Source organism: Arsukibacterium sp., assembly GCF_036735525.1.
GTDB lineage: Bacteria > Pseudomonadota > Gammaproteobacteria > Enterobacterales > Alteromonadaceae > Alishewanella.
Genome location: NZ_DAINOE010000058.1, coordinates 1 through 19,886 on the forward strand (window position 1 = coordinate 1; position 19,886 = coordinate 19,886).

General features: G+C 48.4%; 23 protein-coding genes. 8 read left to right on the forward strand and 15 right to left on the reverse strand.

Annotated features, from left to right (window positions below; translation table 11 throughout):
* Positions 1-172 precede the first annotated feature (172 nt).
* Positions 173-1,633, reverse strand: a complete 1,461-nt coding sequence (locus V7D78_RS11735; protein ID WP_333608643.1) for an amidohydrolase family protein — start codon at positions 1,631-1,633, stop codon at positions 173-175.
* A 188-nt stretch (positions 1,634-1,821) separates the two neighbouring features.
* Between V7D78_RS11735 and V7D78_RS11740 the strand changes: the two genes are divergently transcribed.
* Together V7D78_RS11740 and V7D78_RS11745 are read left to right on the forward strand one after the other, a co-directional pair.
* The gene (locus V7D78_RS11740) at positions 1,822-2,346 is read left to right on the forward strand and encodes an RNA polymerase sigma factor (RefSeq protein WP_333608644.1); all 525 of its coding nucleotides are present in this window, start codon (positions 1,822-1,824) and stop codon (positions 2,344-2,346) included.
* Positions 2,336-2,929, forward strand: a complete 594-nt coding sequence (locus V7D78_RS11745; protein ID WP_333608645.1) for a hypothetical protein — start codon at positions 2,336-2,338, stop codon at positions 2,927-2,929. The genes V7D78_RS11740 and V7D78_RS11745 overlap by 11 nt, the downstream gene beginning before the upstream one ends.
* 104 nt (positions 2,930-3,033) lie before the next feature.
* On the opposite strand, the gene V7D78_RS11750 is transcribed toward V7D78_RS11745, so the two are convergent.
* The 4 genes from V7D78_RS11750 to V7D78_RS11765 all read right to left on the reverse strand — a co-directional run bounded on the left by V7D78_RS11750 (position 3,034) and on the right by V7D78_RS11765 (position 5,143).
* The gene (locus V7D78_RS11750) at positions 3,034-3,408 is read right to left on the reverse strand and encodes a Fic family protein (protein ID WP_333608646.1); all 375 of its coding nucleotides are present in this window, start codon (positions 3,406-3,408) and stop codon (positions 3,034-3,036) included.
* A 76-nt stretch (positions 3,409-3,484) separates the two neighbouring features.
* Complete coding sequence (locus tag V7D78_RS11755) at positions 3,485-3,778, reverse strand: type II toxin-antitoxin system RelE/ParE family toxin (protein WP_333608647.1); 294 nt, start codon at positions 3,776-3,778, stop codon at positions 3,485-3,487.
* 3 nt (positions 3,779-3,781) lie between these two features.
* Positions 3,782-4,021 carry a type II toxin-antitoxin system ParD family antitoxin gene (locus tag V7D78_RS11760; RefSeq protein ID WP_333608648.1) on the reverse strand — a complete coding sequence of 80 codons (240 nt, stop codon included), beginning with the start codon at positions 4,019-4,021 and terminating at the stop codon, positions 3,782-3,784.
* An 87-nt stretch (positions 4,022-4,108) separates the two neighbouring features.
* Positions 4,109-5,143 carry a S66 family peptidase gene (locus tag V7D78_RS11765; protein ID WP_333608649.1) on the reverse strand — a complete coding sequence of 345 codons (1,035 nt, stop codon included), beginning with the start codon at positions 5,141-5,143 and terminating at the stop codon, positions 4,109-4,111.
* 179 nt (positions 5,144-5,322) lie between these two features.
* Between V7D78_RS11765 and V7D78_RS11770 the strand changes: the two genes are divergently transcribed.
* Complete coding sequence (locus V7D78_RS11770) at positions 5,323-5,547, forward strand: hypothetical protein (RefSeq protein WP_333608650.1); 225 nt, start codon at positions 5,323-5,325, stop codon at positions 5,545-5,547.
* A gap of 9 nt (positions 5,548-5,556) precedes the next feature.
* On the opposite strand, the gene V7D78_RS11775 is transcribed toward V7D78_RS11770, so the two are convergent.
* Genes V7D78_RS11775 through V7D78_RS11785 form a run of 3 tightly spaced genes read right to left on the reverse strand, consistent with a single transcriptional unit; the run spans position 5,557 to position 7,968 of the window.
* On the reverse strand, positions 5,557-5,808 hold the full coding sequence (locus V7D78_RS11775; RefSeq protein WP_333608651.1) for a hypothetical protein: 252 nt from the start codon (positions 5,806-5,808) through the stop codon (positions 5,557-5,559).
* A complete protein-coding gene (locus tag V7D78_RS11780; RefSeq protein ID WP_333608652.1) occupies positions 5,801-7,402 on the reverse strand; it encodes an ATP-binding protein in 1,602 nt (533 codons plus the stop codon). Before V7D78_RS11780 ends, V7D78_RS11775 begins: the two co-directional genes overlap by 8 nt.
* Positions 7,402-7,968 (reverse strand): YfiR family protein, encoded by a 567-nt coding sequence (locus V7D78_RS11785; RefSeq protein ID WP_333608653.1) that lies wholly within the window; start codon positions 7,966-7,968, stop codon positions 7,402-7,404. Before V7D78_RS11785 ends, V7D78_RS11780 begins: the two co-directional genes overlap by 1 nt.
* Before the next feature lie 383 nt (positions 7,969-8,351).
* Here V7D78_RS11785 and V7D78_RS11790 point away from each other — a divergent pair, with 383 nt between their 5' ends.
* Positions 8,352-10,577 carry a TonB-dependent receptor gene (locus V7D78_RS11790; RefSeq protein ID WP_333608654.1) on the forward strand — a complete coding sequence of 742 codons (2,226 nt, stop codon included), beginning with the start codon at positions 8,352-8,354 and terminating at the stop codon, positions 10,575-10,577.
* A 137-nt stretch (positions 10,578-10,714) separates the two neighbouring features.
* On the forward strand, positions 10,715-12,022 hold the full coding sequence (locus V7D78_RS11795) for a short-chain fatty acid transporter (protein WP_333608655.1): 1,308 nt from the start codon (positions 10,715-10,717) through the stop codon (positions 12,020-12,022).
* Between the two features lie 10 nt (positions 12,023-12,032).
* On the opposite strand, the gene vapC is transcribed toward V7D78_RS11795, so the two are convergent.
* From vapC to V7D78_RS11820, 5 genes are all read right to left on the reverse strand, one after another.
* Positions 12,033-12,434, reverse strand: coding sequence for a type II toxin-antitoxin system tRNA(fMet)-specific endonuclease VapC (gene vapC / locus V7D78_RS11800; protein ID WP_333608656.1), 402 nt, complete (start codon positions 12,432-12,434; stop codon positions 12,033-12,035).
* A complete protein-coding gene (vapB, locus tag V7D78_RS11805) occupies positions 12,434-12,661 on the reverse strand; it encodes a type II toxin-antitoxin system VapB family antitoxin (protein WP_333608657.1) in 228 nt (75 codons plus the stop codon). Before vapB ends, vapC begins: the two co-directional genes overlap by 1 nt.
* Positions 12,662-12,755: 94 nt before the next feature.
* Positions 12,756-13,529 carry a LytR/AlgR family response regulator transcription factor gene (locus V7D78_RS11810; RefSeq protein WP_333608658.1) on the reverse strand — a complete coding sequence of 258 codons (774 nt, stop codon included), beginning with the start codon at positions 13,527-13,529 and terminating at the stop codon, positions 12,756-12,758.
* Positions 13,522-14,571 carry a sensor histidine kinase gene (locus V7D78_RS11815; RefSeq protein WP_333608659.1) on the reverse strand — a complete coding sequence of 350 codons (1,050 nt, stop codon included), beginning with the start codon at positions 14,569-14,571 and terminating at the stop codon, positions 13,522-13,524. Before V7D78_RS11815 ends, V7D78_RS11810 begins: the two co-directional genes overlap by 8 nt.
* A gap of 70 nt (positions 14,572-14,641) precedes the next feature.
* Entirely contained in the window at positions 14,642-15,388 is a 747-nt protein-coding gene (locus V7D78_RS11820; RefSeq protein WP_333608660.1) for a hypothetical protein, read from the reverse strand.
* 170 nt (positions 15,389-15,558) lie between these two features.
* Here V7D78_RS11820 and V7D78_RS11825 point away from each other — a divergent pair, with 170 nt between their 5' ends.
* Positions 15,559-15,729, forward strand: a complete 171-nt coding sequence (locus V7D78_RS11825) for a hypothetical protein (RefSeq protein WP_333608661.1) — start codon at positions 15,559-15,561, stop codon at positions 15,727-15,729.
* Here V7D78_RS11825 and V7D78_RS11830 read toward each other — a convergent pair.
* Together V7D78_RS11830 and V7D78_RS11835 are read right to left on the reverse strand one after the other, a co-directional pair.
* Positions 15,726-16,979 (reverse strand): acyltransferase family protein, encoded by a 1,254-nt coding sequence (locus V7D78_RS11830; protein ID WP_333608662.1) that lies wholly within the window; start codon positions 16,977-16,979, stop codon positions 15,726-15,728. The genes V7D78_RS11825 and V7D78_RS11830 overlap by 4 nt on opposite strands.
* The gene (locus tag V7D78_RS11835) at positions 16,976-17,953 is read right to left on the reverse strand and encodes a phosphatase PAP2 family protein (RefSeq protein ID WP_333608663.1); all 978 of its coding nucleotides are present in this window, start codon (positions 17,951-17,953) and stop codon (positions 16,976-16,978) included. The genes V7D78_RS11830 and V7D78_RS11835 overlap by 4 nt, the downstream gene beginning before the upstream one ends.
* A gap of 129 nt (positions 17,954-18,082) precedes the next feature.
* Here V7D78_RS11835 and V7D78_RS11840 point away from each other — a divergent pair, with 129 nt between their 5' ends.
* Together V7D78_RS11840 and msrA are read left to right on the forward strand one after the other, a co-directional pair.
* Positions 18,083-18,973, forward strand: a complete 891-nt coding sequence (locus V7D78_RS11840; protein ID WP_333608664.1) for a LytTR family DNA-binding domain-containing protein — start codon at positions 18,083-18,085, stop codon at positions 18,971-18,973.
* A gap of 214 nt (positions 18,974-19,187) precedes the next feature.
* The coding region (msrA, locus tag V7D78_RS11845; RefSeq protein ID WP_333608665.1) for a peptide-methionine (S)-S-oxide reductase MsrA at positions 19,188-19,886 on the forward strand (699 nt) is incomplete at its 3' end.

The following is a 19,886-nucleotide window of genomic DNA, read 5'->3' on the forward strand; positions in this document are numbered from 1 at the left end:
AGTGGCGTCAATGACTACGGCAATTAACCACATTGCGACAAAGAAGATGCCGAATGACATCAGCTCGTTACTATTGCCCTGATAGAAAGCAGGGATAACTTGTAGGAAAAACTGTTCAAGTGTTGCCATTTTTGTATCCTTATTTAAGTAAGTTTTGGGGTTAAGCTTAACGTTAGAGTTCTATAGTACTCAGCGAACCGAGCTGCGCTTTAAGCGCCTCGACTTGCCAGAGGTTGCCCTGCTGTACCACGGTATGTAAGGTGTTAAGTGCTTGTAGATCTTCAATCGGGTTGCTGGCTAACACGATGAAATCGGCAACATAACCTTCTTTTAGCTCACCGTGATCGGCCAGCCCCAGATGGTGCGCTCCACCTCGGGTCGCCAGCTGTAATACCTGCCAGTTAGAAAGGCCTGCAGCCTGAGTTAACGCCAGTTCACGCAGATAAAAGGGGCCACTGGCCGTGCTGTCGGTACCTATCGCTAAGGGTACGCCAGCGTCATACAAACGTTTAAAGAATTGCTGTACTTTTGGCAATTGTTGTTGCGCTTCTGCCATTTCGGCAGCGGACCAGTCGTAACTGGATGCTTGCAAGCTAGCGCGCCAGCGTTTGCGCATTTCAGGATGAAATACCCACATCTGCGCTTCCGGGTAAAGGGTGTCTAACTCGCGAGCAAAGTACATCATTTCATTGGCCACTAGGGTTAAATCAACCCGAGTTTGCTGTTGCGCCAACGTTTGAATTAAGCGCTGCATTGGCTCGTTGTCGTAATTGACATATTTGAACCAGCTATACACAAAGCGGCTATTGTGCGGCTGTTTACGTTCAGCCAGATAAGCCGTTTTAGCCTCACCTGTTAACAGCTCAGCACTGGTTGGCAAGGCATGCGTTAACATATCAACGCCTAAATCAGCGGCATATTGCCAGCTGACATTATCCAGATGAGCAACCGTTTTTAAGCCCGCCGCTTTGGCCAAACGAATACCCATAGCCACCTCTGACTGATTCAGCCCCTGATACAATTTAATGTATGTAGCCCCCAAGGCTTTTTGACTAGCAATCTCGGCTTGCCAAGCAGTTTCGTCTTTTGGATAGATAGAACCACCCAAAATCGGTAAGGGTTCAAATACAAAGCCGGCATAACTCAACTTTGGGCCTGGCCAATTACCAGCTTGTTGCTGTTTGGTATATTCGGCATTTGCGGCAGGCTCGCCCGCTGGGCTAAACGCTGTAGTCACCCCAGTGGCTAGGGTACTAATGGCATGATAACGCGTCAGTTCGCTATGGCCTTTCATGGTAATTACAGGTTTGCCATCTTGCATCTCTACCCGTATTGGCCCTGCCGTTAAATGCAAATGCACATCAATTAAACCCGGCAGTACATAATGTTGTTGTAAATCAATTTGCTTATTCGCGATAGGCAGGCTGGTACCTTGCGCTTGGCCCATTTTGACAATGCGCCCCTCTTTTACCAACAACCAGCCGTTAGTTAACTGCTGCTCAGTGGCAGGGTTAATTAGAGTGGCATTATGGTATAGCACTGTTGTGGGTGACGACGTTTCAGCTGCTGCAGCCAACACCACCGGTGCAGCAAATAACGTTGTTAGTAACGTAGCGAGTAAGGTGATCTTCATGTACAAGTGCTCCAAAATTAGCCAATATGGGTGTTTGCTAAAGAAGTCGTGACGACTTTGTAAACTGTTACACAATTTTTTTTATTTTTTTATGTAACACTTTGGCGAATACTGCAGACTTAACGAAAGAACACAGGGATAGCTTTGTACGCTATAACAAAAACAATAGGGAACATAGCGAGGGTTTTTTGGCATTTTTTAAACACAGCGCTGACACGCCAGAGCAGTTTTTACTGCAGCTTTGGCAGCAAAATCAGGGCGCCATTAGCCGTACCCTGTTGGCCTCGGAAGCGGATCCGGCGGCGCGCCAGGATTTAAAGCAGGATATTTTTCTGGCATTACATCAATCGGCTGCCCGCATTCAGGCAGCAGAAATGCCACGGGCCTATTTATTTCGCATCGTGCATAACGTCACGGTGGATCATATTGCTCGCGCCAAGCGCCAACAATGGCAAACACTAGAAGACGAAGATCAACAGCATGTTGTGCAAGATTGCCCCTCTACCGAGGTGGCTGAACAGCAACAAAGCCAGCAGTTAATGCAGGCGGTGCGGCGCTTATCGCCAGCGAATCGACAAGTTATGTTGTTGGCGATGGAAGATTTAGATGCCCCAGAGATCGCAGATATTCTGCAGATCAGTCAAGGGGCGGTAAGGGTGCGTTTAAACCGCGCCAAAACAGAACTAATGGAGTTAATGCAAGATGGCAGATAACGTTGACTTTACTGCGCTAGCCAAAAGCTGGCAACAACAAGCTACACAGAACGAACCGGCCCCAAGCGCTGCAGATTTAACCCAAGCTAGCCAGCGACAACAGCGGCAACGCTTTATTATGTATGGTGAATGGTTAGGCGCTTTGGTAATGATGATAGCGGCTTATCTATTTCTGCAGGATATGCAAGGTTGGCTTGGCTATCTTACCGCAGGTTTTCTCACTTTTGGTGCGCTCAGTACCTTGTATATTAGCTGGCGGGTACATAAGCCTATCCTTGCCTATGACAACTGGAGCAGTACCGGTTTACTGCAATTTCGTTTACGTAGTTGTAAGTTGAGCTTACAGTATTATCGATTTAACCAGTTGTCTTTTGCCGCGCTGATCTTGTTTAGTGCCTTACTCTGGCTAGGTAATGGCTTGCAACCAGGCACAATACCAACAAACTTACTGCAGTTTTATGGTTTTGTGATATCACCGCTATCGCTGCTGGGTATTTACTGGCTACAACGTAAGGTGCAGCAAAAATCAACTGAGCGGCAGCAGCTAACAGCACTGGCTGAGGATTTTTTGCAAAGCGAGTAACGCTGTGCCGCTGCTGATTTTAAATGACGGGGATAGTGTTAGCCTATAACAGCAGCCATCCTAACAATAAGCTGATGCCAAAGCTCAGACTGCTTGGCGGAAAATCACTTGCTTACTAACTGTCGCCCTATGGCCGATAGGCGGTAAGCCTGCAAACGACTATTCGGTTTATCCGGTTTAGTCATCTCAATTAAGCCTGCCGTTAATGCCGGCTGCAAATAGCTCAAACGAAAAGACTCCCGATCTTTTAACCCCAAAAGTTTTTGCAGTTCAGTTCTGTTCAGAGGGCTATTCGCTCGAGTGAGCTCAGCCAGCAAGGCTTTGACTTGCGGGGTAACTTGCGGGGTGTTGGCTGTTGCCGTATTAATTATGGTTTCTAAGATACTACTAAGCATAAATTCAATAAAAGGCGCTGAGTCAGTCTGCTTAGTGCTTACATTAAGTGCAGCATAATATTCGCTCTGACGTACATGAACCATACTTTCCACTGGCAATTAAGTGAATGATTTTAGGGGTTATTCTGAAGGGCGGTTGGTAGCGGCTATCTGGCATTTCTCAAAATCCCTTACTCAACCAATCTTCGTGACTATGGCAGATGCGAATTATAAAAATGCTGCTATCTACCATTTGCTGATAAATCACCAAGTGTGAACCTGTAGGATGAATGCGTACCGGCGGCTCGATTTCTGTGCGCAGTGGCGCAGCTTGTGGATGGGCAGCAAGAAACTCAAAGGTATTCTTGAATTGCAGGTGATAACGTTTTGCTTGCGCGATACCAAACTGCTTAGCACCAGTGATAAAAATATCAATTAAGTCTTGCTCCGCTTGCTGGCTGAGAGTAAACGCCATCGCCTATTTAGCCAGCTGCGCTAGGGCGGCCTGTTCAATATCGGCCATAGTCCGTTTACCCTTGCCACTGGCAATGCCTGCGCTAATCAATTGTTGCATATGCGCAATTTTGGCCGCCTGCTGCTGGTCACGCCGGATCAGGTCGCGCACATAATCACTGGCATTACTAAAGCGACCAGTTTCGGTTTGTTGCTCTACCCAGTCTTTCATTTGATCAGGTAGCGAGACATTCATGGTTGCCATCTAAAGACCCTTTGGTTGAGAATACCTGCAAAGAAATTATGGCAAACTTTGCCAAAAAATGCACTGTTCGCTAGCCGGCAACAGCAGCTAAACCAGCTGCTGTCTTATCCAGCCTTTGCCGTTGCTGATGCCGATTTCTGCAACAGCACCGTTAATTAACGCCAGATTAGGGGCCAGATGACCAATGTCGGCGTTAATCAGTACCGGCAAACCGGTATCTTGCAGCACCATGGAGAGGGCCTGACTATAACTAAAGTCTTTAGCAGGCTGCCCCTGACTGCCATCACGGCCAAACACTATACCCTTTATATGTTGCAGCACGCCGCGGTACTTTAGCGCCAGTAAGGCACGGGCCAAGGCAGTCGCGCTAAGTTCGGCGTTCTCCAGATACAACAGCACCCCTTCAGCGCCATAGGCTAGCTTAAGCTGGCGTATATCCAGATAGTCTGTTAACAACAAATGCATCAGCGTATCCAGGCAACCACCCAGCAAACGGCCTTGCATGCTGCCACTGGTTGGCGGCTGGCCAAGCCATTGCCATAGGGTGGGCTCAGTCAGGTTAAACAGCGCATCAGGGTTATCCGCAAAGGAGCAGGGCTGTGTTTCATAATAGCTGGAGGCATGCTGCAAAAGGCTATCACCGCGCTTAAGTTGCAATACCTTTAAGGTGTTGGCGGTAAGTGGCTCGGTTTGCAGTGGATGCAGCTGCATCAGGTTAGCGCCATGCACCGTAGCCCAGCCACATTGCGCCGTGAGCACACTGCTAATGGTACTGATATCCGAAAAACCCAGCAGCCATTTTGGTTTGGCGTTAGCAATAGCAGCAAAATCCAATAGCGGCAGCAACTGCATCGCCAGCTCGCCGCCCCAGGGCGGTAAAATGGCGGCAATATCGTCATCCAGTAAAAACTGCATCAACTCAGCCGCCCGTTCCTCAGCTGAGGCACTCACATGCTGCTGATTCTGGCGTAAATAACGGCCCTCAATCAGCTGATAACCAGCAGCAGTAAGCCCAGCTAATACCCGGTCCAGCCTGGCATGATAGGCCGCTGGCACACCAGCGGATAAGGCACTGATAGCAATGACGCTGCCAGCAGCTAAGGGCGCGGGATAACAAATCATCAGTTAACTCAGTTAAAAACACTGGGCAAAGCACCAGCAAAGCTTTAATGTAAGCGAATTGTGACTACTATAACAAGGTGAAACATGAATAAACTGCTCACGGCGATATTGTTCAGTGGCCTGTTGATAAGCATATAACGCCGAAACGAGGCGACCTTATTTTAGAAAATTATGCGTTAATGGCGGCCAATAATGGTGAGCGGGTAGCGCTGGTAACATTACGTAACGGCGCCTCTGGCCAACGTATTTTTAATCAGGAGCATATCGTTGCCGTGCTGGGCGATTGCAGCCGCATGCTGCCGATTGCCTTTGAATTAAGGCTAAATGCCCGCGAGCAGCGCTCTATTCAAATCCATTTTGGCCAACAACAGCAACCGGTGCTGCAGCTACTCAGCGCTCAGTAATGATACTTATCACTTGCTGCTGTTGATCCAATGGCAGCCGGTAATCATCCCGCTCAGGTAATAGTCGTCCAGCGATACCGCAGCACTGCGTATGCCTGTGGCATTAAAACGTTGCACCAGCGCCGCCGCTAAAGTGGTTTTGCCACTGCCCTGAGCGCCGCTGATGCCAATTACCGCCAGAAACTGCAGATCAGATTGCAGTTTTTCCGTTAACTGGGCCAAGGTTGTCTGGTAGTGCTGACTATTAACAGTATTAGTCATTCTTGTATTCTGAGGCGTCTCGTACACTTAAGTTATGTTGAGGTAGAGGCAGCGAGATCGCAAAATGCACCCCCCTTGGCACATCATCTTTTAAATCAATGCTGCCTTTTAATACCTGAGTCACCAGATTATACAAAATATAAGTGCCCAGCCCGCTGCCACCTTGTTGCCGGTTAGTGGTAACAAAAGGGTCAAAGATTTTGTCTTTAATAGACGGGTCTATACCCTGGCCGTTGTCATAATAATCGATCTTTAGTTCGGCACCGTTGTAATCAGACTTAATAACTATATGACCTTGCGTAGTATTGGCAAAACCATGCAGCAACGAGTTCATTAGTAAATTAGTGAAAATTTGCGAAAAACAGCCAGGAAAACTATGCAACTGAAAATCTTCAGGTATTTCAACTTCTATCACGTGTTTGGTAAATTTAAAATGCGGGCGAAGAGATAAAATGATGTTCTGTAAATACTCCTTCAATTTAAAGGTACGGGCTTCTTCGCTGCTTTGATCCACCGCGACCATTTTAAAACTTTGAACCTGCTCCGCCGCCCGTTCCAGATTACGAAAAACGATGTCACTACTTTCGTGCATGTCCTTATAAAATCGTTGTAACGCCGGCTTACTAAGGGTGCCTGCCAGGAAATCTTGCTCTGATTGCTGCAAAATATATCTCAAATGTGTGCTGGCTGTGACAGCGACCCCAACCGGCGTATTGATTTCATGGGCAACGCCTGCAACCAGACTGCCAAGCGAGGCCATTTTTTCCTGCTCAATCAGTTTTATTTGCGTGTCTTTCAGGTTATTCAGGCTGTCTGTCAGCTGCTGAGTACGCTCACTAACCCGCTGCTCCAACTCAAGGTTTAACTTCAGAATCTGATTTTCTTGCTCTTGCTTTTGTTGAATATAGGTTTCGATCACATCTAACATGGTATTAAACGAGTTGACCAGTTCGCCAAGTTCAGCGGCAAACTTCTGGCTGACACGCTGACTATAGTCTTTGGTTGACGCAACTGCAGTGATTACCTGCTTCAACTGGTGAATTGGCGTAAGTAGATTGCTACTAAGCCACCTTGCTAACCAGAAGGTGACGAAGAGCGCTAGCAATAAGGCGGCACCGGCAATGATGGCAGCACTGAATAACTCCTGGTGGATGCGATTTAACCGGACTTTCAGGTATAAATAACCTAACAATTGCTCCTGAAGTAGCACTGGCGTCAACAGGTGCAGGTGCTCTGAGGTAAACTGGCTTTGTAAGCCAGAGTTGAGCATAGACATCTGCTCTGCTGCAACGGGCTCGCCGAAGAAAGCAAACAACTGCTGATTGTTGTTTTCCAGACGAAATAACACAGCGGCGGCTACATCGGGTGACTCCGTCAAAGCGTTAAGGATGTCGGTTGCACTCTGTGGTTGCTCAAATAACAATGAGGCGGTGCTCATTTCTGCCAGCATCCGCGCCTGTGTCTGACTGCTAACCAGCAGTTGTTGCTGGTAGCTGCTTTGCATTAACCAGTATAGTGGCAGCAAGTTAATCAGCATAGCCAACACAGCCACACTAATTAAACCAACAAAAATTCTCTGTCGCAGCGTTCCCATTATGGTTTAGCTCCGGAGATTACCACAGGGAGTGGCCGGGTAACCCGCAATAATGCAGTATTAATGGGTAGCTGGAATTCGTTTTGTGCTGCCTGATTATGGTAAATAATGATGCGACCAGCTTCCAAACTCAAATCAAACAATACAGAGTCTGTTACCGCCACCCCTGGTGCAGTAACGCGTAAGGCGTCGGGTTTTAGCGCTACAAGTGGCAATGGTGAAGGTGCATTAGCAGTAATATATACCAACTGGCAGCTCTGAAGTTCATAGGCTGCAGTCAATGAATGCACTTCTATCTGGCGCGGTCCCAACGGCCGCTGTTCAAAGGCTTTTTTGAAGTATGGATCGAGTGTGCTACTTTTTTCACCAAGCAAACAAAGCCGAAAAGGCTGATGTTGTTGTTGTTCCGGCCAACTGATAAATTTAGCGATATTATAAAGATAAGCCGCCTGTAATACAGCGAACTTTTCTTCATCTACAGCCCGCTTTAGCTCAACCGAAAAAGCCGCACTGCTAAACACTGCGGCCAATACTGGTGCCAATTTCAGACTGCGTAATAAGCTCAAAGAATTTCCATTCGGATTAGCCAGGTTAGAATCATCAGCCCTTTGGCTTCTAAATGTATAGCATTTGCAGCATATTCTGCAAAGGATAAAACAAGTTATACTTTGGCAGCAAAAAATCCCATTTTGTAGCAAAATTAATTTCTACGTACTTTAAAAATGCGACTATGCTCAATAAGTACTTAGATTACCTCGTGATCAAACAATGAATATGATTAATATATCTTTTTTTCATCTTAATCTTTTCATAAAACTGACACAATTGTACCTTTTACATGCTGCTTCTAGAGTAACTTTTATTGAATAAATGTAAGCCATTTCTGCACACGCCCATAAATAATGAGGGCGCTTTATCAAGCCACTGGTAAAGCAAAGGAGCATTTTTGATGCGCAGGTCGCCGCTGTTAATTACTTTATTTTTCGCCGTCTATGCCAGTGCTGAAGAAGACAGCCGGTCATTGTTTGATCTTGGCCTTGAAGAACTCATGCTAATTGAAGTCACTGTACAGCGCAGGGTCGAAAATATTGTTTATGTACCTATAGCAACCACAGTGGTACGCGGTAACGCACTATCAGCACTTAACACGGCTGGCGAAGACATGCGGACCCTATCTTCCCGCCTGCCCAGTTTGCAGGTTGAATCGTCATTTGGCCGTACTTTTCCGCGTTTCTATCTGCGAGGCATTGGTAATACCAGCTTTGATATCTATGCATCGCAACCTGTCTCCCTATTATACGACGAGGTCATACTAGAGAGCCCTATCCTAAAAGGGTTTCCTATGTTCGATCTTACTCAGCTTGAAGTGGCCCGCGGGCCACAGGGAACATTATTTGGGCGAAACACCCCGGCGGGTGTTGTTAAATTGACATCGGTGCAGCCAACTGAAACCTTTGAAGGGTATGCCAGACTGGGGCTGGGCAGCTATCAAACCCGCAATTTTGAGGCGGCTATTGCCGGTGCATTAGCCTCTGGCTGGTCGGCACGCTTATCGGTTATTAGTCAACAGCGCGATGACTGGGTGAGCAATGAGTTTGCCGGCTTTGAAACAGGCTTGGAAGCTTACCGTGATTCAGCCATGCGTCTGCAATTACGTTATCAGGGGCAGGACGGCTTTGAGTCACTGTTAAAACTGCATGGCCGCGATCTTAACGGTTCTGCCCACTTGTTCCGCGCTAATATTATCGAGCCTGGTAGCAACCGGTTTGTTGCTGGTTTCAGGAGTGATCGTGTCGCTCAGGATGGACGAAACGTGCAGCGGCTTGAGCATTATGGCGCCAGTTTACGCCTGGTATGGCCAATGTCACACTTTGACCTGCATGCAATTACGGCATACGAAACTGCTGATATTTTTAGCCGCGGTGACATAGACGGTGGTTTTGGTGCCAGCTATGCCCAACCTATGGGACCGGGCTTTATTCCTTTTGATTCAGAGTCGGCGGCCGCGCTGCCCCGGCACGGCCAGTTTACCCAGGAACTGCGGCTGGCTTCAAACTCGGAGGGCCAATTTGACTGGCAAGCGGGGCTGTTCTGGTTTGACGAGGGGCAGAAGGTTGAAAATTTCAACTACAGCAGCACCGCAGGTGGCGTGCAGAACGGCTATGCCTTGGTCCGGCAGGACAACCAGGCTCTGGCCGCCTTCGCTTCAGTTGGTTATGCGGTTAATGAACACTGGCAACTGCGTGCCGGGCTTCGCGAAACCCGTGATCGCAAACAGTTCAGCGCCGAGCGACTACAATCGCCCGGTAGTGGCGATCCACTAATGCCTGTAAGTGCTTCCAGCGATGCGTCGCACCTTAGTTGGGATCTTAGTGCTTTATGGCGGATAAATGAGCAACACAATGCTTTCATGCGCGTAGCGGAAGGTTTTCGGGCACCCAGTTTTCAGGGAAGAGTGATGTTTAGCGATACCATATCGCAGGCTCACTCAGAAACGGTGCTTTCAATTGAAGCAGGTATTAAAGCTGAATCTGCCGATCGACGCTTGCGCTATGCGATAACCCTATATAGTTTTCAACTCGATTCGCCGCAGCTGACTGCGGTAGGTGGCAGCGGTAATGTCGCGCAGCTACTTAATGCAAAGCGAGCCAGTGGCCAGGGGGCAGAAGTTGACTTTGAAGCGAAGTTAGGTCGCGACTGGAGCCTTGCTGGTGGTTTAAGCTATAACCATACCGCTATCAGGGACAGTAGCCTGCTGGTGAGAGTTTGCAGTGCGCCCTGTACTGTGGTCAACCCTTTGGTGATGGTTGATGGCGTTCGTTTGGCAAGGATTGATGGCAACCCTTTACCCTATGCACCGCGTTGGACTGGCCAGCTTAATCTGCGTTACGAGACGGCTGTGGCCTCGGGTATGGCTTACATACAAAACAACTGGACCTGGCGCAGTGGCATGAACTTCTTTATTTATCAATCACTTGAGTATCGCGCCAGTTCACTGCTTGAAGGCAGCCTGCGGCTTGGCTACGCTTGGCAAAACGACCGCTATGACCTGGCGCTCTACGCCCGTAATCTGACCGACCAGACTGCATTAATCGGCGGTATCGACTTTAATAACCTGACCGGCATGATAAACGAACCCCGTGTATGGGGCATAGAACTACGCAGCCGATTTTAACTACGGCATGAGTTTGCAGTAGCCTTTTCTTTTTCAGTTAAACTGCTAAGGTATTGGCATAATTAGACAATCAGTCTATGAATGATAAGTAGTATCTATAGTAAATAGTATCAAAAACTGAGCTGAATGAGCCTGCTATGCTAAACGCTGCCGCTAAACCACTGGTAAAATTAGTCGACCGTTACCTGCCCGATCCTTATATTTTTGTATTGCTGCTCAGCATAGTGGTGTTTGCTGCAGCGGTGTTGCTTGAGCAGCAATCGCCGCTGCAAGTACTGCAATACTGGGGCGATGGCTTTTGGGGCTTGCTGGCCTTTTCCATGCAAATGCTACTGGTACTGGTAACCGGCTTTATGCTGGCCAGCACGCCGCTGATCAGCGGCCTGCTCAATGTCCTGACAAAACGGGCCAAATCAGCCGGTCAGGCCATTATTATGGTGACCCTGATTTCCCTGATCGCCAGTTGGCTAAACTGGGGCTTTGGCTTAGTGGTTGGCGCTTTATTTGCTAAAGCCTTGGCGCGTCAGGTAAGGTTAGATTACCGCTTGCTGGTGGCCAGCGCCTATTCCGGCTTTATTGTCTGGCATGGCGGCTTAGCCGGGTCTATACCGCTGACCATTGCCACCCCCGGCCATTTTAGCGAAGCACAAATTGGCGTGATAAGTACCAGCAATACCATTTTTGCCGGCTTTAACCTGTTGTTACTGGCGCTGCTGTTGCTGGCGATACCGCTGGTCAATTATCTGATGCTGCCCAAAGCGGGCGACAGCATTTATGTCGACCCGGCAAAACTAGAAAACACGCCCTTGCCGCAGAGCAGCAGCGAACGCCCGGCCGATAAGCTGGGAAACAGCCTATTGCTGGCGCTGTTAGTCGGTTTTGCCGGTATTGCCTATTTAGTGCAGTACTTTGTTAAGGGCGGTGGCCTTAACCTGAATATCGTAAACTTCTTATTTTTATTCCTGGCGATAGTGCTGCACGGCACACCGCGGCGCTTGCTGCACAGCCTGCAACAGGCGATTCAGGGTGGCGCTGGTATTGTTATTCAGTTTCCGTTTTATGCCGGCATTATGGCCATTATGGTGCAATCCGGTCTGGCACAAAGTATGTCGCAGTGGTTTGTCAGCTTTGCTACTGCTGAAACCCTGGCGTTCTGGAGCTTTATCAGTGCCGGTATCGTCAATATTTTTGTGCCCTCGGGGGGCGGCCAGTGGGCGGTGCAGGCGCCGATTATGTTACCGGCCGCGCTGGAGTTAGGCGCGGATGTCAGCCGCATTGCTATGGCGGTTGCCTGGGGCGATGCCTGGACTAACCTTATTCAGCCATTCTGGGCCTTGCCGGTACTGGCCATTGCCGGCTTAAAAGCCAAAGATATTATGGGCTTTTGCTTGCTGCAGCTAATGGTTACCGGCGTAATTATTAGCCTGGTGCTGAGTTTTGCGTGATAATACTACTTCAAACAGTCCAGTCTTCCAGCCTGAGCCCCGGCACCCGGCTAAACTCGCGCAGATTATTAGTCACCAAAATCAGCCCCTGACTGCGCGCATGGCCGGCAATCATTTGGTCATAAGGCCCCATCGGCTGCCCCAGTTTGGCCAACTCGGCACGTAATTGGCCTGTGTGCTCAGCCGCAGCATTGTCATAAGGCAGTAGGTGTAAGCGGGCAACAAAACCTTCAATCACCGCTAAATTTGCCGCTACCGCCGCAGATTTTTCTGCGCCGTATATCAGCTCCATCAGCGTTATACTACTGATACAAAGTTGAGTCTGGTGGTTAATAAACGCATCGCGTACTTTGGCCGGTTTATTATTGATGGTGTAAATGCAGATATTGGTATCCAGCATGTACTTGATCATCAGAGCGCCTCACGTTGCTGCTCGGTTGGCTGCTCCCGCTCTGCCATAAAGTCAGCGCTGACAGTTGGGCCATCAAACCAACTTTGCCAGCTTTCCCCTACCGGAGTGATCAAGCGTGACCGTCCTAACACCACCACCTCTACCCGGGTGATATCATCAGGCAAGGCTACCGCCTTAGGCAAACGTATCGCCTGGCTTTTATTACTTTTAAATACTGCGGCTTCCATAATAGCCTCCAACAAATTAATGGGTATATCCCAAATGGATATACCCATTGTAGCCATTCGTTTTTGCAAAGCAAGCTCGGCAAGCCTTAAATCGTTAAAGCCCCAGCCAGCGGTTAAATTCGCTGGTGCGGCTTTGGCTGGTTTTCAACTGTACTTCGCAGCGCAAAAACACCGTTAACGTATTTTTGCAGTAACGCTCCAGCCTCTCAATATATTGATTTTGTACCAGCTCACTGCGATTGATGCGGAAAAATTGCGCCGGGTCCAGTGCGGCTTCGGCGGCCTGTAAGGAGCTGTATGGCAGATAATGCCGCTTGCCACTGCTGTCAAAGGCCATGATTAAGTTACCGTCGGCCTGGATGTAGACAATATTGTTTACCTCCAAAAAATAGATATGTTGTTGCTGGCGGATCGGGATACGACTGACAAAAGCAGCCTGACTGGCAGGTAAATGGTTAAGCAAGGCTTGCAGTTGCAGCAAAGTACCCTGCTGCGATACTGGCGTCTTGGTAGTCAGTTGCCGGTATTTCTGCCAGGCTTGTTGCAGCTTCTCGCTGTTATAGGGCTTAAGCAAATAGGCTATGCCATGAGTCTCAAAAGCGGGCAGCATATACTCATCATAAGCCGTAATAAAAATGACCGGGCAAGGTGGTGTACAGTGTTGATAGCATTGAAATACGTTGCCGTCACTAAGCTGGATATCAGAGAAAATTAAATCTGCCTGACCACCGCTTTGCAGCCAGCTATTAACTTCTGCCACACTACTCAGCTCAGCGATAACCTCAATGTTGTCAGGCAAGTCAGTTAATAACCGTTTAAGTTTACTGCGCGCCAGCGGCTCATCTTCAATAATTACCAGCTTAAACATCTCTAGCTTGCTCGATAAGTGGCAACATCACACTGAAGTACTGCGAGTCGCTGCTTATTTCAATGTCGTTATTTACTAAAAACAGAAATTGCTTAGACAAATTGGCTAAGGCGACACCCTGGCCTGATACCGCCTGAGGTTTAGGGCGCTTAGTATTACGCACCTGTAAACGGTTTTGCTGTAATTGAATATCCACTAACACTGGCTCAGCCGCAGAGCCATGGTTATGTAAAAAAACGTTTTCCAGCAGCAGTTGCAACGTAAACGGTGGCAGTAAAAACGGCGAGCTGTTTGCCATAGCACCGATGTGCAGCTGATAACCTTCAGCAAAGCGGGTTTGCATCAACTGAAAATAATGTTGAGCAAAAGCTAACTCCTGTGACAGCGGCACCAGTTGCTCGGCAGAGTTATGAATGGACAAGCGGTAGAGCCCGGCAAAATCATGCAAATACTGACTGGCTTGCTCTGGCGCGACACTAATCAGTTCATCTAAGGTATTGAGCGAATTAAACACAAAGTGTGGATTAAGCTGAGTTTTAAGCTGTTGAATTTTAAGCTGTGCAAGCTGTTGTTGATAGTCAGCTAGAGCCTGTTTATAGTGCTCAGCCTGCTTATTATGTGAGTAAGCCAGATAAATACCCGCATAAAGTACCACATCAACAACATGGCCTAAATTGCTCTGTAACATCATCTGTGCAGAAAAATTCCGGCCAACATTGCCAAACACAACGGCAATTAATAGCCCTAAGCCATTACTAAAGGTCAGATAACAAAGCAGCGCGACCAATAATACTTGCAGGTAATGCCGCCAGTTAAGTGGCTTACTGTTAGCGGTTTGTTGTCGATTTAGCCAGTAGCGCAACAACACAAAGATTAGCAGTGCTGAGCACCATTGCGCCACGGGTCCCTCTGGCGTAAAGGTATACCAGGACAGCATACCAGCGCGCACTCTGTTGCTAATAACTAAAAAGTAGCTGAAAACAAACACCAGCAGCAAAAAAGTGCGGTCTACCTGCAAATAAGTCATGACACGTTGCAACATAAGCTGAGCAATATCCTGGAAAAACAAAAGGCGCCGGTGCATCTGCCACAGCGCCGTTTTGTTTGTGCTGTTACTTAGCGCCACTACCAGACCAGGTATGTGTCACTTCGCCTTTACTGTTCAGAAACTGTAACTGCACTTCGTCATGCTCGTCTACAAAAAACATCGCACGGGGTGAGCCATCTTTGGCAAATAAGAACAAGCCATTGTTTTGTTCTGTTGTTTTACCCAACAAAATACGTGGTGCACCGCCAATTAAGCCTTGCTGCTCATATTCAGCAATTTTTTTACGACGTTCTGCACGATCACTGATTTGCGCCAGCTCCCGCATAATTTCTCTGGTGCGATCCTGTGTTTCAAATTCTGGCCGGTCATTAAAGGCTAACCCGGAGCGGATCACTCTTTTATCACCGCGCTTTTCGTCAACGGTCAGTAGTTGCATCACCTGATCGCCGTCATACTTATCAAAGGTCAGTGACATTCCCGCGCTATGGCCCCGCTCGGTTTTGCTGCCATCATAAATAAACCCACCGGCTTCAATGCCTTCTTCATTAAAAAACAACATGCCTGAGCGTTTTTTGCGTTCTTCATTTAATACTTTTCCATTCACTTCTTCGGTGGTGGGGAAGCGTGCAGTATTTGTCAGTAACATTTTAACCGTGCCATCAGCTTCAATGATATTTAATCGCTCTACTGACAGTGTTTCAAAACGGCCATTATTACTGCCTTTCATACCGGTAGTCAGTACTACTGCAGATAACGCTAAACTGGCGATGACAGCAATTCGTAACAGCTTGATTTCATTTTCAACTTTCATGATTTTTACCCTGTTGTCTGTGGTTGATACGCTCAGTATTGAGCACAACAACAAGCAGCACAAAAGCAAGCTGATAAACTAAGGACACTAGCTGACCAGCCAAGGATATTTACAGATGAATCGCTGGCCAACAAAAGACAAGTTTAGCGTTCACCCATCCCTAGCTGCCATTGCTTCATGGCGATGTAGCACTGTGCCAGCGCATAAACCAGCATGGCTTTAAACTGCAGCCCTTTAGCCGCTACTGTTTTTTAAATGAGCCAGAGCGTGGCCTGGTGATAGGTATTGCCGATGCGGATGAAGCAACACTGCTCAAATTGATTAGCCTGATTAAAGGCTAAACTAACAGCGTTATCGCTAATGGCGTTACCAATATGCCTCCTGCCACTATGCCTGCTTGTCGCCAGCGCGGGCTGAAGGCATAGCTTGTTTTTAACCCTAGCAAAGGCGTCAGCCAGGGCAGATGCCAGAAGATAATTAACAACAATACTGACCCGCCTAGCGTGAATAACAGCACTAATAATGCTTCCAAAAGTCCACCCAGCGCATAAGGTGTCAACCAAAGTGCCGCAATGATGATCAAACTTTGATGCAACAGATAAACCGGAAAAACACAGCGGTTTGCCAAGGCCAGATGTTGCTGCGGCCGGTTCAGATAGCGCTGCGCGACTGCTAAAATCCAGCAAAGCATGGCCACGCCCTGAACAGAAAAACTTAAGCGTAGCGCAGGCAAAATAGTAACCTGTAGCTTTAGGGGCAGCCATTCTGGCTGATAGGCTAAAAAGTACAAACCACACAGCGCCATATAGTTAACCAGGCACAGCCAACCAAGCCAGTGCCGCGACCTCGCCAGTTGCTGCCAAAAATCTTGCTGGCGCACAACTATAATACCCAACAGGAAAAACGCTAAGCCTTGCAAATCCCGTATGGTATCGCCTGATGCCTGATAGCGAATACACAACATAAGTAATGACCAGGCCAGCAGTTGCCACAGCAGCGCCCGTTGCAAAAACCAGCCAATAGCGTGTTGCAATAACCGGCAATACAGCAAAGGCAGCAACAGCAGCGCTAACAGCGTAAATTGCCATAACGAACGTAAAAACCATAAGTGATTAACGTCCACGTGCGGCCAGACACCGCTTTGATAATTTGCAAACAGCGGATGCTGTAAAACAAGAAACGCCAGATAAAACTGCCAATAGCCTAAGGTTAAACCATCCTGTTGGCTCATTTCGGCATAAAGCTGTGGCGGTACAATGAGCCACAAACCTGTCAGCAAAGGCAGCAATAATAATATGGTGCGCCTGATACCAAACAAGACATGTTGTCGCCAGCTCTTAACATGCTGCAACGCTGCACCCAGGGCATAGCCGGAGATAAACCAGATCAACAGCATGCGCCAGGGTGAGGACAGCAGCATCAGGTATTCCAGCGTGCTGGACAGGTACTGGCTTTTATAATGAAAGCCCCAGCGCTCTACATACAGCATGCCAGTGTGATAAAAGATCAGCAGGCCAAATGCCAGTACCCGCAGCCAGTCCAGCTCTAGCCGCCGCACTGACGTGACATCATCAGCTGTTTTAACGCTCAAATAGCGCGCTGCGGTGTAGCAGATAAACGGCACAACCGGCAAAGCCAGAGGGCGCCAAGAATGGCCAGTGGATAACCAACGGCAGCAAAGCCGGCAGACAACAGGTGCGTGTCTGGCAGACCTGTCGTCAGATACAAGTTATCCAGCAGATATTGCACAGCCACCACCCAGCCCAGCGCCAGCAGCAAGCGCAACGGACGCTGCCAGTGACTCACGTCAGCCTGGATAAAGTCATATTTTTGGCTGCCGATCAGACACAGCAGCGTGCCAATAACAGCGCCAAATGCAGACGGTGACAGCCAATCCAGTGTGGTAGCTAACATGATACAAACACCACAGCACAGCATCAGCAGAGCACTGGGCAGATAGTGTGCTTTAGTCGCGAGCAGTTGCCGGCTGAGTACCATAGTTAGCGCTATTGCCAGCAGACCGGCAACGATACCCCCCAGTGTGTCTGCCAGAAAATGGCGGCCCAGGTACATGCGGGATAGCAAGGTGAGCACCGGCCACAGCAACCCGAGCGCCCACAGCCAACGAGAACGAACACCGCAAAACAACAATATTGCCAGCGCGAACACAACCGCATTGGCAGTATGCCCGCTAATAAAACCATAGCTATCACGCTTTGCTTGCCTTACTGTTGCAATAGCATCGGCATCCGGCAAGGCCCAGAATGATTTTGCCGCCCCGTCGGCTACCAGCGGAAAGTTTTGCTTTCCTTTATCCAGCACCTGCACATCAATATCGGCTGGCCGCGGCAAAGCAAAGCCTTCTTTTGTGGTCCCAATCATCACGCCAACCAGCGCCAACGCCAGCATAACTTGTAAGCCAAGCCGTACTTTACAAAAAAATATCAGAAACAAAATTAGCGGCATGTAAATAAAGTCGTTACCCAAGGTGCTTACCACCGTCATAAACGGCAATAGCCATTGCGGCCCCTGCTGCAACCATATTATCCAAGTCGTTTCAAACATATTTTCTCCCCATTAAATCTGACACACTGTTGTATGTAAGCGATGTGCTTTAGTATGCTGGGCAACGGGTACTCATAACACGGCAAGATAGGCAAAGGGTGGCAAACAGGGATGAAAGGTGGCTCAGGCGTGACGGCAAATCAACATAGCAACCTAACCGAGCAACTGATCCTTCATCCACAGCGCTACGGGTATCTGTTACTCGCGGTGTTTTTGCTGATCAACGCCGCGGTAAATGCCAGTTCGGTCTGGGTAGATTTACAACGCAATGCCGCTAACGATAATCTCTGGTGGCATCCGGTGTTATGGGAATACAGCAGTGTTGTCAGTACCTTACTGCTATGCCCGCTACTATTCTGGTGGTTCCGGCAGCAGCCGCTGCGCCTGACTGCCATTAGCCGGCAACTGGCCTTTCACCTTGTCGGTTCTTTGCTGTTCGCGCTGCTGCATATAGTGCTGATGATCCTGCTGCGCAAGCCCTTCTATGCACTGGCCGGGGATAGCTATGGCTTTGAACCACTGACCACTGACTTTTTCTATGAATACCGCAAAGACGCCTGGGCTTATCTGTTTTTTCTGAGTTGCTACCATCTGGCGACATTTTTCTATTCGCGTTTAAGTGGCGAAGCACACCAGCTTGGCCAAACTGATGCAAGCCTTGCACCCGCGATAAGCGACTCCGTCAAAGCCCCTGAGCATTTTCTGATCAAAAAGCTTGATCGGGAATTTTTGCTGCGCACAACAGATATTGAATGGCTGGAAGCCAGCGGTAACTATGTCAATCTGCACAGCAAGGGCCGCATTTATCCACTTCGCGCCACCCTTAGCGCCACCTTACAGCAATTAGAACCCTTAGGCTTTTGTCGAACGCACCGCAGTCTGGCAGTAAACCTGAGACAGATTGATAGTATGCAATTTCAAAGCAGTGGCGATGGTGACATCACCTTAAACAGCGGCCACACCGTGGCGTTATCACGACGCTATAAAGAACACCTTAAGCAGCAGTTAACAACAATCTAAACACCTGGCCCGGGTAATACCGCTCCTGGTTATAGCTTCACGTTGAACTAAGCCCAGAGGCTAGCGCTCTATACTTTGTGGTCTGCCAGCACCAGCATGCCGTATTTAAAGCTATAGTGTGATTTATGCTTGCAGCGCAAACAACAAAGAGGCTCCCCAAATGCGTCGGTTTTTCTTGTTTTGCTTAATAATACTGTGCTACAGCAGTTCGGGCATGGCTGAACCCAGCAAAATGTCTGCGCAAGTTGACACCATAGTGCTGGGTGCAGGTTGTTTTTGGGGGGTGGAAAAACGCTTTGAAGCACTGCCCGGCGTAGTGGATGTGGTATCTGGTTATGCCGGTGGCCAAGGGGTAAAGCCGCGCTATGCAGATATTACTCATTCGCGAAATAAGTTTAACCCTAATAATCATGCCGAAGTGGTGCAGGTAAGTTTTCAACCCTCGCTGATTAGCCTCGATACCCTGCTAAAACATTTTTATGAAATGCATGATCCTACCCAGCAAAACCGGCAGGGCAATGATATTGGCACCCAGTATCGCTCCATTATTTTAGTACATAGCGAACAACAAGCATTAACTGCGAAAGATATTACCGCCCGCTACCAGCCACTTTTTAACGCCGCTGGCTATGGCGCTATTCAAACGCAGATACAGCCGCTGACACAATTTTACCCCGCTGAAGATTACCATCAGGATTATCTGGCGAAAAACCCCAATGGTTATTGCCCGGATCATGCAACCGGCGTGCGCTTTAGTGGTGAAACGCTCACTGCTGCGCCTATGGACAACAGTGCGCTGTTACAAGGCAAGCATATCGTGATGATTGATGCTGCCGATTATTGCCCTTATTGTGAAATATTTAAAGCCGATGTCGCCAACCATTATCAGGGCAAGATCCCTCTGCATTACCGG

Excerpts from the sequence above, each read along its gene's own strand:
- V7D78_RS11735 (WP_333608643.1), bottom strand. The coding sequence starts at position 1,633 with ATGAAGATCACCTTACTCGCTACGTTACTAACAACGTTATTTGCTGCA.
- V7D78_RS11745 (WP_333608645.1), top strand. The coding sequence starts at position 2,336 with ATGGCAGATAACGTTGACTTTACTGCGCTAGCCAAAAGCTGGCAACAA.
- V7D78_RS11750 (WP_333608646.1), bottom strand. The coding sequence starts at position 3,408 with ATGGTTCATGTACGTCAGAGCGAATATTATGCTGCACTTAATGTAAGC.
- V7D78_RS11755 (WP_333608647.1), bottom strand. The coding sequence starts at position 3,778 with ATGGCGTTTACTCTCAGCCAGCAAGCGGAGCAAGACTTAATTGATATT.
- V7D78_RS11760 (WP_333608648.1), bottom strand. The coding sequence starts at position 4,021 with ATGGCAACCATGAATGTCTCGCTACCTGATCAAATGAAAGACTGGGTA.
- V7D78_RS11765 (WP_333608649.1), bottom strand. The coding sequence starts at position 5,143 with ATGATTTGTTATCCCGCGCCCTTAGCTGCTGGCAGCGTCATTGCTATC.
- V7D78_RS11770 (WP_333608650.1), top strand. The coding sequence starts at position 5,323 with ATGGCGGCCAATAATGGTGAGCGGGTAGCGCTGGTAACATTACGTAAC.
- V7D78_RS11775 (WP_333608651.1), bottom strand. The coding sequence starts at position 5,808 with ATGACTAATACTGTTAATAGTCAGCACTACCAGACAACCTTGGCCCAG.
- V7D78_RS11780 (WP_333608652.1), bottom strand. The coding sequence starts at position 7,402 with ATGGGAACGCTGCGACAGAGAATTTTTGTTGGTTTAATTAGTGTGGCT.
- V7D78_RS11790 (WP_333608654.1), top strand. The coding sequence starts at position 8,352 with ATGCGCAGGTCGCCGCTGTTAATTACTTTATTTTTCGCCGTCTATGCC.
- V7D78_RS11795 (WP_333608655.1), top strand. The coding sequence starts at position 10,715 with ATGCTAAACGCTGCCGCTAAACCACTGGTAAAATTAGTCGACCGTTAC.
- vapC (WP_333608656.1), bottom strand. The coding sequence starts at position 12,434 with ATGATCAAGTACATGCTGGATACCAATATCTGCATTTACACCATCAAT.
- vapB (WP_333608657.1), bottom strand. The coding sequence starts at position 12,661 with ATGGAAGCCGCAGTATTTAAAAGTAATAAAAGCCAGGCGATACGTTTG.
- V7D78_RS11810 (WP_333608658.1), bottom strand. The coding sequence starts at position 13,529 with ATGTTTAAGCTGGTAATTATTGAAGATGAGCCGCTGGCGCGCAGTAAA.
- V7D78_RS11815 (WP_333608659.1), bottom strand. The coding sequence starts at position 14,571 with ATGTTGCAACGTGTCATGACTTATTTGCAGGTAGACCGCACTTTTTTG.
- V7D78_RS11820 (WP_333608660.1), bottom strand. The coding sequence starts at position 15,388 with ATGAAAGTTGAAAATGAAATCAAGCTGTTACGAATTGCTGTCATCGCC.
- V7D78_RS11835 (WP_333608663.1), bottom strand. The coding sequence starts at position 17,953 with ATGTTTGAAACGACTTGGATAATATGGTTGCAGCAGGGGCCGCAATGG.